This window comes from Humibacillus sp. DSM 29435 (assembly GCF_001758225.1).
GTDB lineage: Bacteria > Actinomycetota > Actinomycetes > Actinomycetales > Dermatophilaceae > DSM-29435.
On record NZ_MAST01000045.1, the window covers coordinates 25,954 to 40,580 of the forward strand.

General features: G+C 70.8%; 14 protein-coding genes. 9 read left to right on the forward strand and 5 right to left on the reverse strand.

What is annotated here, in order from left to right; translation table 11 throughout:
- The gene (locus BA895_RS18215) at window positions 1–1,767 is read right to left on the reverse strand and encodes an MFS transporter (protein WP_254666549.1); all 1,767 of its coding nucleotides are present in this window, start codon (window positions 1,765–1,767) and stop codon (window positions 1–3) included.
- Window positions 1,768–1,884: 117 nt separating this feature from the next.
- On the opposite strand from BA895_RS18215, the gene BA895_RS18220 reads away from it, so the two are divergent.
- Window positions 1,885–2,874: an alpha/beta hydrolase gene (locus BA895_RS18220; protein ID WP_070193316.1), complete on the forward strand. Its 990-nt coding sequence runs from the start codon at window positions 1,885–1,887 to the stop codon at window positions 2,872–2,874.
- Between the two features lie 135 nt (window positions 2,875–3,009).
- Here BA895_RS18220 and BA895_RS18225 read toward each other — a convergent pair whose 3' ends face one another.
- Window positions 3,010–3,417 carry a RidA family protein gene (locus tag BA895_RS18225; RefSeq protein ID WP_070193317.1) on the reverse strand — a complete coding sequence of 136 codons (408 nt, stop codon included), beginning with the start codon at window positions 3,415–3,417 and terminating at the stop codon, window positions 3,010–3,012.
- Between the two features lie 53 nt (window positions 3,418–3,470).
- On the opposite strand from BA895_RS18225, the gene BA895_RS18230 reads away from it, so the two are divergent.
- Entirely contained in the window at window positions 3,471–4,091 is a 621-nt protein-coding gene (locus BA895_RS18230; RefSeq protein ID WP_070193318.1) for a TetR/AcrR family transcriptional regulator, read from the forward strand.
- 207 nt (window positions 4,092–4,298) lie between these two features.
- On the opposite strand, the gene BA895_RS18235 is transcribed toward BA895_RS18230, so the two are convergent.
- A complete protein-coding gene (locus BA895_RS18235; protein WP_070193319.1) occupies window positions 4,299–5,258 on the reverse strand; it encodes a 1,4-dihydroxy-2-naphthoyl-CoA synthase in 960 nt (319 codons plus the stop codon).
- A gap of 105 nt (window positions 5,259–5,363) precedes the next feature.
- On the opposite strand from BA895_RS18235, the gene BA895_RS18240 reads away from it, so the two are divergent.
- The 4 genes from BA895_RS18240 to BA895_RS18255 all read left to right on the forward strand — a co-directional run bounded on the left by BA895_RS18240 (window position 5,364) and on the right by BA895_RS18255 (window position 8,501).
- Window positions 5,364–5,900 carry an NUDIX domain-containing protein gene (locus tag BA895_RS18240; RefSeq protein WP_070193320.1) on the forward strand — a complete coding sequence of 179 codons (537 nt, stop codon included), beginning with the start codon at window positions 5,364–5,366 and terminating at the stop codon, window positions 5,898–5,900.
- A gap of 17 nt (window positions 5,901–5,917) precedes the next feature.
- Entirely contained in the window at window positions 5,918–6,907 is a 990-nt protein-coding gene (locus BA895_RS18245) for an o-succinylbenzoate synthase (protein WP_083283556.1), read from the forward strand.
- A 164-nt stretch (window positions 6,908–7,071) separates the two neighbouring features.
- Window positions 7,072–8,130, forward strand: coding sequence for a hypothetical protein (locus BA895_RS18250; RefSeq protein ID WP_070193321.1), 1,059 nt, complete (start codon window positions 7,072–7,074; stop codon window positions 8,128–8,130).
- The gene (locus tag BA895_RS18255) at window positions 8,127–8,501 is read left to right on the forward strand and encodes a DUF6188 family protein (RefSeq protein ID WP_139142765.1); all 375 of its coding nucleotides are present in this window, start codon (window positions 8,127–8,129) and stop codon (window positions 8,499–8,501) included. The genes BA895_RS18250 and BA895_RS18255 overlap by 4 nt, the downstream gene beginning before the upstream one ends.
- A 19-nt stretch (window positions 8,502–8,520) precedes the next feature.
- Here the strand turns inward: BA895_RS18255 and menD are convergent, their stop codons facing one another.
- Together menD and BA895_RS18265 are read right to left on the reverse strand one after the other, a co-directional pair.
- The gene (menD, locus tag BA895_RS18260) at window positions 8,521–10,197 is read right to left on the reverse strand and encodes a 2-succinyl-5-enolpyruvyl-6-hydroxy-3-cyclohexene-1-carboxylic-acid synthase (RefSeq protein ID WP_083283557.1); all 1,677 of its coding nucleotides are present in this window, start codon (window positions 10,195–10,197) and stop codon (window positions 8,521–8,523) included.
- Between the two features lie 9 nt (window positions 10,198–10,206).
- Window positions 10,207–11,553 carry an isochorismate synthase MenF gene (locus BA895_RS18265; RefSeq protein ID WP_083283525.1) on the reverse strand — a complete coding sequence of 449 codons (1,347 nt, stop codon included), beginning with the start codon at window positions 11,551–11,553 and terminating at the stop codon, window positions 10,207–10,209.
- Between the two features lie 32 nt (window positions 11,554–11,585).
- Between BA895_RS18265 and BA895_RS18270 the strand changes: the two genes are divergently transcribed.
- From BA895_RS18270 to BA895_RS18280, 3 genes are all read left to right on the forward strand, one after another.
- Window positions 11,586–12,278, forward strand: coding sequence for a demethylmenaquinone methyltransferase (locus BA895_RS18270; protein WP_070193324.1), 693 nt, complete (start codon window positions 11,586–11,588; stop codon window positions 12,276–12,278).
- Between the two features lie 564 nt (window positions 12,279–12,842).
- Window positions 12,843–14,141 carry a geranylgeranyl reductase family protein gene (locus BA895_RS18275; protein ID WP_070193325.1) on the forward strand — a complete coding sequence of 433 codons (1,299 nt, stop codon included), beginning with the start codon at window positions 12,843–12,845 and terminating at the stop codon, window positions 14,139–14,141.
- Window positions 14,142–14,247: 106 nt separating this feature from the next.
- A complete protein-coding gene (locus BA895_RS18280; protein ID WP_070193326.1) occupies window positions 14,248–14,610 on the forward strand; it encodes an NADH-quinone oxidoreductase subunit A in 363 nt (120 codons plus the stop codon).
- The last annotated feature ends 17 nt before the right edge of the window (window positions 14,611–14,627 follow it).

Here is a 14,627-nt window from a genome sequence, read left to right on the forward strand (position 1 = left end):
TCAGGCCGGTGCGCCGGGGGCCTCACCACGCGATCGGGAACGGCGCGCCGTCGAGGGCGCCGCCAGCCTGCGCTGCCGGGCCGCCATGACGACGGTTGCGAGCAGGCCGACAGCACAGATCGGGAAGCCGACGTGCGGGTTGAGCGGCAGGATGATGCCCAGGGAGCCGCCGACCACCCACAGGATCTGCAGCATCGTCTCGCTCCAGGCGAACACCGACGCCTGCACGTTCTCGGGCACCTCGCGCTGAACCAGCGCGTCGAAGCAGAGCTTCGACAGCTGCGCCGACAGTCCTTGTACGAGGCCCAGGATGATCAGGGTCCACACGCTGTACCAGATCCCCGTGGCGACACACGTCGCCGTCGCGGCGAGCACCGAGACCATCGCGACCTTCTCGGGCCGGTAGTCCTTGATGACGTTGCCGAGCATGCTGCCGAGGGCGTTGCCGACGCCGATACCGAGCACGAGCAGGCCGAGCACGAGCTCGCCTCGCACCCCGTCGATGGGGTGCTCCTTGGCGAGGAAGGCCATGAACATGATGAGGAAGCCGGTGAGCAGCCGGGTGCCGCCCGTCGACCACATGGCGTGCATGACCGGCCAGGGGATGGCCCGCACCCGACGCCGGAAGCGGCCGATCGGCCCGAGGGAGTCGATGGTCACGGTGTCGTGGGGCGAGGCGTCGGCGGGAAACCCTGCGGAGCGCCTTCCGGTGCTCTGCACGGGGATCGGGGCGGTCTCCTCCGGGTTGCGCTCACCGAAGGAGGAGTCGACCCGGCTCGGCAGGCGGATCGCCTGAATGGTGCCGACGACGAACATGACGAAGGCTGCGCGCAGGGCCCAGGCGGGGCCGACCCAGAGGGCGGCGCCGCCGACCACGCCACCCATCACGGCACCGAGCACGCCGGCCATCGACACCTTCGAGTTCGCCTTGACGAGCGTCGTTCCCGGTGGCAGCAGCCGGGGCACGGCGGCAGCTCTCGCGATGGTGTACGCCTTCGACGCCACGAGGCAACCGAGGGCGGCCGGAAAGAGCCACCCGCTGCCGCCCGTGATCGCCTCACCGAGCACCCAACAGAGGAAGGCGCGGGCGGCCAGGGTGGTGCCGATGGCCCAGCGACGACCGTGGCTGAAGCGGTCGAGCAGCGGCCCGATGAGTGGAGCCGTGAGGGCGAACGGCACCATCGTCAACAACAGGAAGAGCGCCACCTGCCCGCGCGCCTGGGCCGTCTGCGGGTTGAAGAACAGGGTGCCGGCGAGCGCGAGGGTCATCGCCGTGTCGCCGGCGGCGTGGCTGGCGTGCAGTTCGGTGAGCCGGGCCAGACCACTGGCTCCCGCCCCGCCGGAGTGGGTGTAGCCGTGGTACTTCGCCGCCGCGTACCGGCTGGTGCGCGCCGTGAGACGGGCGCTGCCGCGCGTGGCGCGACCGACCCCACGGCCCACCGTGCGGACGGTGGCGCCACCACGGCCCGACGACGAGGCGCCGAGGGGAGGTAGGGCAGGAGGGGCGGCCGACGCGGAGTCGTCGCTGCCTCCGGTCGTCGTGCGTTCGGATGCCGTCGGGCCCGGGGTCTTCGGGTCCACCGCATCGGGCACGGCATCCGGGCCCCCGCGGCGGGTGCGTGAGATCGGCACCGCGGTGGTGGGCTCAGGTCGCCGGCTCGCCGGCCCCGTGGCCATCGGGATGCCGTCGAGGGTGCCTTCGAAGGAGGCTCTTCGCAGGGGGGAGCTCGAGGCGTCCGGCAGGTCGCGGTCGTCGGGAGAGCTCACTCCGACATCTTGCCCTCTTGGGGTGAACAGTCGGTGCAGAACACGGCCGGTGGAGGTTCGTGGTGATGCAGCCGGCCGTTCTGACGCTGCCAGCACCCGGCGGATACGCTCGGTGGAGTGACGAACTCGACGGCCTCCTCCGCCACTGTCGCTGAGCCGTGTAACGGCGCGAGGGTGCGCCGATGGTCGGAGCGATGGGCCGGCGTGCTGGGCGTCGTCTGGCTCGTCACGGCCATCGTGCTCGCGGCCGCGAGCTGGTCGGTGCTGGTGGCCGGTCACCCCGCCCACCTGGTCACCCTGGGCGTGGTCGCGCTCGTCGGCCTCCTGCTCATCGTGCGAGCGCTCCGCCTTCGCCGGCGTTCGAGAGCGCCCAGCCGGGGCCCGGCGCTGCGCGTGGTCGGGCGGGTTCTGGCGGCGCTGGCCACGGTCGTCACCGTTGTCGCACTGGTCTACCTCAGGCCGTTCAGCGCCACTCCCGACGCCATCGCGGCGATGGCGGGTGCCCCCGGCGTGCGCGTCGTCGACTCACCCACCCAGATCGCCCTCGAGCCCCAGAACCAGCCGGCAGCCCGCGGTCTCGTGTTCCAGCCCGGGGCCCGGGTCGACCCGCGAGCGTACGTGCCGCTGCTCACGCAGGTCAGCCGTGGAGGGGTGCTGGTCGTGATCGTCAAGCAGCCCTTCGACATCGGCTTCACGGCCATCGGCGCTCCCGGTCCGATCATCGCCGCGCATCCGGAGGTGCGGTCGTGGGCCTTAGCCGGGCACAGCCTCGGTGGCGTCGTGGCCTCCTCGTTCGCCGGTGGGCACCTCGACACGGTGCAGGGCCTGGTGCTCTGGGCCTCGTACCCGCTCGGTTCGTTGGCCGACACCTCGTTGAAGGTGGCGTCCATCTCGGGCACGAACGACGGGCTGGCCACTCCTGCCGACATCGACGCGAGCAGGCCCGACCTGCCCGGGTCGACGGTGTTCACTCCGGTCAAGGGCAGTGTGCACGCCTTCTTCGGCGACTACGGCCCTCAGCCCGGCGACGGCACTCCTTCGGTGAGCCGCGACAAGGCCCAGCAGCAGATCGTCGCTGCCACCGTCACCCTGATGCAGTCCCTCTGACCCCACTGAGCCTCATGCTGGTCGCTGACCTCACGCGCCGTCAGGGGTGCCAGGGGGGCCAGGGGGGCCGCGGCGCGCTCAGCGGCGGCCGATGGTCCTGGTTGACACGGGGCGGCCGAGCCCAGGGCCTTGCGATCAGTCGATGACCGCGACCGCCTCTACCTCGACCAGCATGTCGGCTTCGCCCAGCGCGGCGACACCGATGAGGGTGATGGGCCTGACGATGTCGAGACCCAGGTCCTCGGCCGCGCGGATGGCGCCGGTGAGCAGCTCGGGCATCTTGTCGGGGTGCCAGTCGACGACGTAGACGGTGAGTTTCGCGACGTGCTGGAAGCCGGCACCCACACCGCGGAGCGCGGCATGGACGTTCCGGTATGCCTGCTCGACCTGAGCGGCGAGGTCTCCGGCTCCGACCGGCTGCCCCTCTGCGTTGCGAGCCACCTGGCCCGAGACGTACACGGTGCGGGCGCCGGTGGCGACACTGACTTGGGCGTACGCCTCTGGAGTCGGGATCCCAGGTGGGTTGAAGAGTTCGATGGTCATCTGTGCCTCATTTCATATCGTTGTTATGGCAATGCTATGGCAGACTGTGCACCATGGCAAGGACCAGCGATCACCGCGTCCGCGTGGAGCTCATCGAGCAGGCCGCGGCCCTGCTCGCCACCGATGAGCCCCTCACCCTGCGTGCGGTCGCCGAGCGCTCAGGGACTTCGACGATGGCGGTCTATACGCATTTCGGCGGCATGCCCGGGCTCCGCGAGGCCGTGCGCAACGAGGGATTTCGCCGTCTGGTCGCCCGACTGGAAGGAATCGACGACACCGAGGACCCGGTTCGAGACCTGGCCGCGCTCGGCGCGGCCTACGTGAGGCATGGGATCGCGCACCCGCACCTCTACCGTGCGATGTTCGACCCCGGCACCGGCCTGGAGAACGAGGAGGTCGCAGCCGAGGGTTTGCTGCGGCTCACCCAGGCGGCCGAGCGGGCCCGAGCTGACGGGCGCTTCCGGTCCGAGCCGGTCGACGTGGCGATCCGGCAGTGGATCGCCGGTCACGGACTGCTTGACCTCGTGCTCCGAGGGGTGCTGCCCGCCACGTCCGCCGCCGCGCATGGCGCCTCCCTGACGCTGGGCGTGTTTCTGGCTGCTGGAGACGAGCCGGAACGGTGCCGACTGTCCGTCACCGAGGGCTGGTCGTCCATCGCGGAGCACGGGCGGTGACCGGCCTTGCGCGTGGTTCGTAGGATGTCGTCGGCCGGCGCCGCGGCCTCGTAGGATTGGCCGCCGTCGAGAGTGGCGTGGTGACGATCGAGGGCGCGACCAGCACGACCGGCACTGCCGCTGCCGGGAATGGCGACCGCCCTCCAAGCCACGCTCCTGGCCCCACATCAGCGTGAGATGAGCCTCTGAGCTGGTGGCTACGCCCGGTCAGTAGTACCAGGGGAAGGGCGACCAGTCGGGCTCGCGCTTCTGCAGGAACTGGTCGCGGCCCTCGACCGCCTCGTCGGTCATGTAGGCCAGGCGGGTCGCCTCGCCGGCGAAGACCTGCTGGCCCATGAGTCCGTCGTCGGTGAGGTTGAACGCGAACTTCAGCATCCGTTGCGCCTGCGGGCTCTTGCCCATGATCTCGGTGGCGACCTGCAGGGCCTCGCGTTCGAGGTCGGCGTGGTCGGCGACGATGTTGACGGCGCCCATCCGCTGCATGTCCTCGGCGGAGTAGGTGCGCCCGAGGAAGAAGATCTCGCGGGCGAACTTCTGGCCCACCATCTTGGCCAGGTAGGCACTGCCGTAGCCGGCGTCGAAGCTGCCCACGTCGGCATCCGTCTGCTTGAACCGAGCGTGCTCGCGCGAGGCGATGGTGAGGTCGCAGACGACGTGCAACGAGTGGCCGCCCCCGGCCGCCCACCCCGGCACGACGGCGACGACGACCTTCGGCATGGTGCGGATCAGCCGTTGCACCTCGAGGATGTGCAGCCGCCCACCCTGGGCCTTGACCCTCGCCTCGTCGACACCAGCTGCGGTGGCGTCGGCGTCGGGCGCGGTCGCGTACTGGTAGCCAGATCGCCCGCGGATGCGCTGGTCGCCGCCGGAGCAGAACGACCACTTGCCGTCCTTGACCGACGGGCCGTTGCCGGTGAGCAGCACGACCCCGACGTCGGGGGTCATCCGGGCGTGGTCGAGGGCTCGGTAGAGCTCATCGACCGTGTGCGGCCGGAAAGCGTTGAGCACCTCCGGCCGGTCGAAGGCGATGCGCACGACCCCCGAGTCGGCGTGCGGCCTTCCGGGGACGGCGCGGCGTCGGTGGTAGGTGAGGTCGGTCAGCTCGAAGCCCGGCACAGCCGCCCACTGTGACGGGTCGAAGGTGTCGGACACGCGCTCAGTAGTCACGTTGCGAGCCTAGTGACCGTCGGTTGGAGGTGTTCCGCGGTCACCGGTAGACGCGGAACACCTCGAACCGACGGCGAGGGGGGAGGCGACGGTTAGGGTCGGAGCATGCCGATCCCGCCCTTCGTCGCCCTGTTGCGACGCAAGATCGGGCACGACCTGCTGTGGATGCCGGGCATCACGGCCGTCGTGCTGCGTGAACGACCGGGTCGGCCGCCGCGCACCGGCAAGACCACAGATGCCGGCGACGCCATCGACTCGCTCGACTCGCTCGAGGTGCTGCTCATCAAGCGGTCCGACACCGGCGCCTGGACGCCCGTCACCGGCATCACCGATCCGGGTGAGCAGCCACACCTCACAGCAGAGCGGGAGGTGCTCGAGGAGGCCAGCGTGGTGGCCCGGGTAGAGCGGCTCGTGTGGGTCGGCTCCGGGCCACCCATGGTGCACCCGAACGGTGACCACGCCCAGTATCTCGACCACACCTTCCGGTGCCGATGGGTCTCGGGCGAACCCACACCGGGCGACGACGAGGCCAGCGAGGCGGCGTGGTTCCCTCTCGACGCGCTACCCGAGATGAGCACGCGCTCCACCGAACGCATCGCCTGCGCCGTCGCCAACGCCCCCGAGGTTCGGCTCGGTGAGTGACAGCGGATGAGGCAACCGTGAGCGACCGGCCGACCTTCAACGAGCTTCAGGGCCGAGTGCACGTCGTGTCGATCCCGATGCGGGTGCGGTTCCGCGGCGTCGAGACCCGCGAGGCTCTGCTCATCGACGGGCCCTGCGGCTGGGGCGAGTTCGCGCCGTTCGTCGAGTACGGCGACGCGGAGGCCGCCCGCTGGCTGGCTGCTGCCCTCGAGGCGTCCTACGGTTCCTGGCCTGTAGCGGTTCGCGATGCCGTACCCGTCAACGCGACGGTGCCGGCCGTGGCCCCGGGCCAGGTGCCGGCCGTGCTGGCCCGGTTCGACGGCTGCACGACCGCGAAGGTGAAGGTGGCAGAGCCCGGCCAGACGCTGGCCGACGACCTCGACCGGGTCGCGGCCGTTCGCTCCGTGATGGGGGAGCGGGCCCGCATCCGTGTCGACGCCAACGGCGGCTGGAGCGTCGACGACGCGCTGGACGCCCTGGCCCGGCTCGCCCACTTTGACCTCGAGTACGCCGAGCAGCCCTGTGCCACCGTCGAAGAGCTGGCTGAGCTGCGAAGAGCGCTGAGCCGCAACGGAACCGACGTACCTATCGCGGCCGACGAGTCGATTCGCAAGGCCGACGACCCACTGCGGGTGGCCCGGCTCGGCGCGGCCGACATCATCGTCGTCAAGGTGGCGCCTCTCGGCGGAGTGAGGCGTGCTCTCGACATCGTCGAGGCCTGCGGGCTGCCCGCTGTGGTGTCGTCGGCCCTCGACACGAGCGTCGGCATCTCGGCCGGAGTGGCCCTGGCGGCCGCCCTACCAGAGCTCGAGCATGCCTGCGGTCTGGGCACGGTCGGCTTGTTCACCAGCGACGTCGCCAGGCCGAACCTGCTGCCGGTCGACGGCATCCTGCTGCCCGCACGGGTGCGCCCCGATCCCGCCGCCCTGGCGAAGCTCTCGGCCCCGCCGGATCGTCAGGCCTGGTGGCGTCAGCGGCTCTCCCGGTGCCTGCCTCTCACCGGCTGAGCCAGAACCCCAAGGATCTCTGCGGGTCGCGACGGCGGCCGGCCACGACGGGCGCACCCTGAGACCGGGCGCACCGGACGCATGGGGAGTGCTCCCCATGGCGGGATTTCGGCGGTCAGTGCAGGGTGGTTGTGCGCAGTCAGCCACAGGAGCAGGGGTAACGGATGGTCATCTACGCCAAGGGGTCCAACCCCGAAGCGCTCGAGCGCAGCAGTCGGCTGCTGCTCGACTACTCGCGCGAGTGCGAACGGGCTCGCGGCGAGGCGTCGAACGCCATCCGGGCGCTCGAAGGCCACTGGGGTGGCGGCGACTTCCAGGCCCTGCGGGGCCGTTGGCCGGCGGCCGACGCTCAGCTGGGCCTGCTGGGCACGCACCTCGGTGAGCTGAGCCGAAGACTGTCGACCAACGCGCAGCAGCAACGCGGCGCCAGTGCCCACGGAGTCAACGGCCCCGGTGGCGCGCCCATACCGACGCCGACGCCGACGCCGACGCCGACCGTCGGACACACGGAGCCGCGACCCCAGCAGCACTGGTGGGACAAGGCTGGCGACATGCTGGGTGATGCCGGCGCCTGGACCTACAACCACAGTGTCGTGCCGACCGTCAACGGACTGGCCGACGTCGGGCAGGCGATGGTCGAGCACCCGGAGGACGTGCTCTCGATGGCACTCGGTGCCGGAGCCATCGTGCTGGGCGCCGGCGGTGAGGTGGGCGGGGTGGCCCTCGACGCCACCGGGGTGGGCGCCGTGGCCGGTGTGCCGATCAACGTCGCGTCGGCCGGGCTCATCGCCACCGGCGCCCTGGCCATGACCGCCGGCGCCGGCGACCTGGCGAGCAACGCGAGCAAGAACGACAACCACGTCTTGAACGAGGCCAAGGGGCCGAGCGAGGGCAAACCGCAGCCGGGCGACCGTGTGCCGGACGAGCAGCGTCCGAGTACGTCGGGCGGCTCGTGGGAGGGCCGCGTGGCCAAAAACGGCAAGGGTGAGGTGTGGCAGAACCCTGAGAACGTCAACGCCCCTCCGGGCACGCCCAAGAACGCCAACTCGGTGCGCATCATGGAGGGGACGGATCGGTACCCCGACGGATACGTGCGCTACTGCGACGAAAACGGCAACCCCCTCAAGATCGATGGCAAACCGGGACCCGACAAGAGCCCCGAGACACATTTCCCGATACGTCCGGACGGCACCTACGACATTCCGGCAGGATGGAACCCGTGATCCCCAGCTTCGCCGGCAAGATCGTGCACTCGATTCGTCTCGACTACGCGCTGAAGATGTGGACGACCGACAACTGGCAGCTCGACCTCAACGGCGATGGCTTCCTGCTACGCCCCGATGGCATGCACGTCATCGACTCGGGCACGCCGCAGGAAAAGCTTCCCGCCGTTCTCGCCGAGCTCGTCGGCGCTGAGATCACCGAGGTGCTCGTCGCCGAGCACGGTCACCTGGCGGTGAACTTCGCCGACGCACAGCTGAGTGTGCGGGCGTCGCCCGACTACGAGGCGTGGGAGCTGACCGGGCCGCACGGCGAGCGGATCGTCTGCATGCCCGGCGGTGCGCTGGCCAGCTGGCCCGCCTCGAACGGCTGACCCAGGGCGTCGGTGAGGGTCAGCCGTGGCGGTCGTTGGGGGTCACGACGAGCTGGGCGAGATCACGCAGACCCGCAGCCTCAGACCGACGGCCGCCGCGCTCGACCGGCACCTCCAGCACCCGGATGCCATCGGGAGTCTCGGCCAGGGCCGCCTCGAGCCGACTGAGGTCGGTGACCCGCTCGTACTCGGTGTGGTGGGCCGCGCAGAGCGCCGCCAGGTCGGTGCCGTGCGGGGTGGCGAAGACCCGTTCGAAAGCGTGGGCGAAACGACCATCGCCCTGCTCGAGGGTGGCGAAGATCGCGCCGCCGTCGTCGCTCAGCACCACGATCGTCAGAGCGGGCCGAGGCTGGCCTGGGCCGATGAGCAGCCCGTTCGTGTCGTGCAACAGCGTGAGATCGCCGACGAACGCGATGCTGCGGGCCGCGTGCGCCCGCCCCAGGGCGACGCCGACCGCGGTCGAGACCATGCCGTCGATCCCGGCGAGGCCGCGGTTGCCGACGACGAAGCGGCGCTGGTGGGGTGTCCAGGGGGTCGCCATGACGTCGAGGTCGCGCACCGGGTTCGACGAGCCGACCACCAACGTGGTGTCGGCCGCCACGGCACGACCCACCACCGCTGCCACGGCCAGCGGTGAAAAGTGCTGCGCTGCAACGCTGTCGTCGATGAGAGCCGACAGCTGCTGGTCGGCGCGCTGCCACGATGCGAACCACTCGTTGTCGCCACGAGAGGCTGCTCGCGGCACAGACTCGAGCACCCGCGCCACGCGGCCCGGGTCGGTGGCGACGCCGGCCGGGCCGCGCACCGACAGCACCTCGATCGAGGAGTCGCTGATCAGCGCGGTGACGGGCCGGGACAGCGTGGGGTGCCCGACCACGACGACCCGCTCGATGCGCGAACGCAGCGCGGTGCCGAGCAGCAACCGGTACGTGCGCAGGGCCTGACGACCGATGCGGGCGCCCGAGGTCGGTTCGGCGAACAGCGGCCAGTCGCCGGCCTCGGCCAACAGGCGGGCGGCGGGGCCCGCCTCGTCGCCGGCGACCACGACGGTGCGTGGGCCGGGGGGCAGCGTCTCCGGGTCGTTGCCGGCATCCGGTAGGGAGAGCGGGTCGGGTTCGAGCTCGGAACGGGTGGCCGGCCGCGGGCGTTGCCAGCAGCCGCTCGGGTCGGGCCCGGAGGGCAGCAGGTCGCCGTCGAGCTGCACGTTGAGCTGGCTCGGCCCGTGCGCGGTGCAGGCGGTGAGCACGGCGACGGCAAGCTCGTCTGGGGAGACACCAGGAAGCAGGTCGTGGCACGGCGCGAACACGCCGAACAGCCCGGCCTGCTGGGTGGTCTGGTTCGCTCCGGAGCCACGGAGCCGGTCGGGGCGGTCGGCGCTGACCACGATGACGGGCCGCGCGCTGTGATGGGCCTCCATGACCGCCGGCAGGAGGTTGCCGACGGCGGTGCCCGAGGTGGTCACCACGGCAACCGGGCGGCGAGAGCCGGTCGCGAGCCCGAGCGCGAGAAACCCGGCCGACCGTTCGTCGACCCGCACGTGCAGACGAAGGTCACCGGCCGTGTCGGCGGCGTCGAGCGCCAGGGCCAGCGGGGCCGAACGCGACCCCGGAGAGAGCACGACGTCACGCACGCCGCCGAGCCAGAGCTGCTGCACCAGGGCCAGCGCCGTCTGGGATGCCGGGCTGCCCACGGTCACCACCGCCGCTCAGTCGCCCGCGAGCGCGTCGCGCATGGGGATCAGCTTGGCCGTCGACTCGGCCACCTCTGACTCGGGGTCAGAACCGGCCACGATGCCGCACCCGGCGTACAGGCGGATCTGGCGGGGGTCGTCGCGGTCGATGGCGCCACTGCGCAGCGCGATGCCCCAGGCGCCGTCACCGTGAGCATCCATCCAGCCGACCGGGCCGGCGTAGCGGCCGCGGTCCATGTGTTCGAGCTCTCGAATCAGGGACAGGGCCCGGTCGGTGGGGGTGCCCCCGACCGCGGCCGACGGGTGTAGAGACGACGCGAGGGTCAGCGCGCTGGCGCTGTCGGAGCTGACGGCGGCGACGTCGGTCGCCAGGTGCATGACGTTGGGCAGGTGCAGCACGAAGGGCGCCTCCGGAACGTTCATCGACGACGAGTGCGGTTCGAGGGCTTCGGCGACCGAGCGGACGGCGTACTCGTGCTCCTCCAGGTCTTTCGACGAGCGGGCCAGCGATGCTGCCAACGCCAGGTCGGCGTCGTCGTCACCGGTGCGCCGGATCGTACCGGCCAGCACGCGGGAGGTGATCAGGCCCTGGTCGCGGCGCACGAGCAGCTCGGGAGTGGCGCCGACGAACCCGTCGACGGCGAACACCCAGGTGTTCTCGTAGCGCTCGGCCAGGCGGCGCAGCAGCCAGCGGGGGTCGATAGCCGTCGATGACGTGGCGAGCAGGTCGCGGGCCAGCACGACCTTGTCGACCTCGCCTGCGGCGATGCGCTGGACCGCCTCGGCCACGGCATGGGCGTAGTCGGAGGGGGAGACGGCTCCATCGGCGAACGCGACGTCGGTCGGCGGTTCGGGGTCGGCCGCGGCCTCCGGCGACCCCAGCAGTGTCAGCTGCGGGTCGAGCGAGATCTGGGTGAGCCAGCTCCGGCCGTCGCGGCGACCCACGATCGTGGTGGGCACCACGATCCGCGCGGTCTCGGCCGAGTCGTCGGCGAACGGGAAGGTGCCGAAGCAGACGAGGCCACTGCCGGGAGCCGACACCTCGTCACGCACGACAGCACTCGCCCCGATCTGCTGCCACCACGCCTCCGCTGCGGCGAACCGTTCGGGGCCGCGCGCCTCGAACGCGAGAGCCGTGCCCCAGCCGACCAGCCCGTCACCGCGCCGAACCCACGACACGACCTGGTCGTGCGGAACGTCGTGCGGCAGGAGGGCGAGCAGGGAGCCGTCAACGGGCAGCGGGACCGTGCGCACGACGACGACGGCGAGGCTCGGCGACGAAGCGCCGGGTTCGAGGTAGCCGGCCGCGCCCGGCCGCTCGGAGCTGCCTCGGAACGGGGGGAGTGCGGGCGGGGAGGACATCACGACGATTCTACGGGTGCGAGGATTGCACCATGACGAGAGCGCAGCTGGACAAGAAGCCGGTCGATGTCGCGTCGATGTTCGACACGGTCGCCGACAAGTACGACCTGACCAACGACGTGCTCTCGCTCGGGCAGGACCGGGCGTGGCGCAGGGCGGTCGTGCGCACCGTTGCTGCCGTGCCGGGGGAGCGCATCCTCGACATCGCGGCCGGCACCGGAACCTCGAGCGAACCGTGGGCCGACCGCGAGATCGACGTCGTGGCTGCCGACTTCTCGCTCGGGATGCTTCGCGTGGGCAACCGTCGGCGTCCCGACATGGCCTTCGCTGCCGCCGACGCGATGCGGCTGCCGTTCGCCGACGCCAGCTTCGACGTCGTGACGATGAGCTTCGGGCTGCGCAACGTGGCCGACATCGACCTGGCCCTGCGTGAGTTCCTCCGGGTGGCCAAGCCGGGCGGGCGGCTCGTCGTCTGTGAGTTCAGCCAGCCCGTGAACAAGGCGTTCCGCACCGTGTACTCGAACTACCTGATGCGAGCGTTGCCCTCCGTGGCGCGGCGCACCTCCAGCAACCCCGAGTCCTACGTCTACCTGGCCGAGTCGATCCGGGCCTGGCCACCGCAGGGCGAGCTCGCGGGCACGATCCAGCGGGCGGGCTGGACGCGGGTCGGCTGGACGAACCTCACCGGGGGTGTCGTCGCGCTGCACACCGCGACCAAGCGCTGACTCTTTCCGCTGAAGCAGGGTCGGCGTCCGGATGCCGGCGTCGGGCCGCGGGGATCGGACCGTGGCGGGGTTCGCCGCCGTCGGGACGGCATCCGACCACCGGAATCGGACCGTGGCGGGGTTAGTCGGGTGGTTTCCGGCATCCGACCGCGTGAATCGGACCGTGGTGGGGTTTGTCGGGTTCCGTGCGCCTGGGACCGCGGGAATCGGACCGTGGCGGGGTTCCTCGGGTGGGTTCCGGCATCCGGCCGCGGGTATCGGACCGTGGCGGGGTTCCTGTCGTTCGGATGCCGGGTGGGCCGCGGGGATCGGACCGTGGCGGGGTTGCCGTCGTTGGGATGCCGGGTGGGCCGCGGGGATCGGACCGTGGCGGGGTTGCTGTCGTTCGGATGCCGGGTGGGCCGCGGGAATCGGACCGTGGCGGGGTTCCTGTCGTCGGATTCCGCCGAGCCGGTAAGGCTCTCCTTATCTGACAAGTCCGAAGGCCCCGGAATAGACTCCGATGAGAGTTCGTGAACTTCTTCACAAGCGTCACCTCCGCCCCGCCTCACAAGGAGTCCCAGCATGTCCAGCGCCGAGTCCACAGGTAGCGTCGCGCACCGCGCAGACGTCATCGTGGTCGGGGCCGGCCCGGGCGGATCGGCCACCGCCGCCTACCTCGCCGACCATGGCCTCGACGTGGTGCTGCTTGAGAAGTCGGCGTTCCCGCGCGACAAGATCTGCGGCGACGGTCTGACCCCTCGTGCGACCAAGGAGCTGATCTCTCTCGGGGTCGACACCACGGGCTGGCAACGCACCAAGGGCCTGCGCATCAAGGGCGGCGGCCACACCCTGCAGCTCGACTGGCCCGAGAACGACGCCTTCCCCGGTTACGGCATGGTGCGCACCCGCGCCATGCTCGATGAGACCCTGGCACGACACGCCGAGCGCAAGGGCGCTCTGCTGCAGGAGCGCACCAGTGTCACCGAGCCCGTGCGTGACGGCTCCGGCCGGGTGGTGGGCGTGGTCGCCAAGCGCGTCGACGGGCAGGGCCGCGCCACCGGTGAGAAGGTCAGCTACCGCGCCCCGGTCGTCATCGCCAGCGACGGCGTCTCCTCCCGACTGGCCACCGCCGTGGGTCGCCCGAAGCGCGAGGACCGCGTCATGGGGGTCGCCGTGCGCGCCTACTACCGCACGCCCCGCCGCGACGACTATATGGAGAGCCACCTCGAGCTCTGGACGCGTGACGACGCGGGTAAGCGCATCCTGATGCCCGGCTACGGCTGGCTCTTCCCCCTGGAAGACGGCCGCACCAACGTGGGGCTCGGCACCCTCGACACGACCTCGGCCTTCCAGAAGACCGACTACAAGGACGTCATGCGCCGCTGGGTCGCTGACATCGACGCCGACTGGCACCTCGAGCACGACGAGGCCTCCGGCCCGATCCGGGGTGCGGCGCTGCCGATGGGCTTCAACCGCGCGCCCCTCTACGCCGACGGGCTCATGCTCGTGGGTGACTCCGGCGGCATGGTCAACCCGTTCAACGGCGAGGGTATCGACTACGCACTCGAGGCGGCTCGGCTCGGCGCCGAGCTCGTGGCGCAGGCGATGGCGCGCCCCAGTGACGTCGAGCGTGAGCGCGTGCTGGCGGCGTACCCCAAGGTCATGAAGGACCAGCTCGGGGGCTACTTCACCCTCGGCCGGTGGTTCGCCCACGCCATCGGCAATCCGGAGGTCATGCGCCTCGCGACGAAGTACGGCCTGCCGCGCACCACGATGATGAGGTTCTTGTTGAAGATCATGGCCAACCTCGCCGAACCGGGTGGCAAGGGCGCCGGTGACCGCATCATCAACGGCCTCTCGCGGATCGCCCCGAGCGCATGAGCGGATGCCGAGTGGTGCAGGATGTGACGCTGAGCACAATCGCGCGGTGCGCCCATAAGATGGGCCTGCCCGACGGATGCCGTGACCGAAAGGAAGTGACGCAGGGATGAATGAGCCCTACGTTCCCGTCTTGTTCATGCTGGGCCTCGGCTTCGTCTTCGCCGCGGGGTCGGTGGGTACGTCCCTCGTCGTGGGGCCCAAGCGATACAACCGGGCCAAGCTCGAGGCGTACGAGTGCGGCATCCAGCCCTCGCCACAGGCCTCCGGTGGTGGCCGGGTGCCGATCAAGTACTACCTGACCGCGATGCTGTTCATCATCTTCGACGTCGAGTCGATCTTTCTCTATCCCTTCGCTGTCGCGTTCAACCAGCTGGGGCTGTTCGCCCTGATCGAGATGGTGCTCTTCGTGCTCACCGTCTTCGTGGCCTACGCCTACGTCTGGCGCCGCGGGGGCCTCGACTGGGCCTGAAGCCCTCAGGTGGGCAC

Excerpts from the sequence above, each read along its gene's own strand:
- BA895_RS18225 (WP_070193317.1), bottom strand. The coding sequence starts at position 3,417 with ATGACCATCGAACTCTTCAACCCACCTGGGATCCCGACTCCAGAGGCG.
- BA895_RS18230 (WP_070193318.1), top strand. The coding sequence starts at position 3,471 with ATGGCAAGGACCAGCGATCACCGCGTCCGCGTGGAGCTCATCGAGCAG.
- BA895_RS18240 (WP_070193320.1), top strand. The coding sequence starts at position 5,364 with ATGCCGATCCCGCCCTTCGTCGCCCTGTTGCGACGCAAGATCGGGCAC.
- BA895_RS18250 (WP_070193321.1), top strand. The coding sequence starts at position 7,072 with ATGGTCATCTACGCCAAGGGGTCCAACCCCGAAGCGCTCGAGCGCAGC.
- BA895_RS18265 (WP_083283525.1), bottom strand. The coding sequence starts at position 11,553 with ATGTCCTCCCCGCCCGCACTCCCCCCGTTCCGAGGCAGCTCCGAGCGG.
- BA895_RS18270 (WP_070193324.1), top strand. The coding sequence starts at position 11,586 with ATGACGAGAGCGCAGCTGGACAAGAAGCCGGTCGATGTCGCGTCGATG.
- BA895_RS18275 (WP_070193325.1), top strand. The coding sequence starts at position 12,843 with ATGTCCAGCGCCGAGTCCACAGGTAGCGTCGCGCACCGCGCAGACGTC.
- BA895_RS18280 (WP_070193326.1), top strand. The coding sequence starts at position 14,248 with ATGAATGAGCCCTACGTTCCCGTCTTGTTCATGCTGGGCCTCGGCTTC.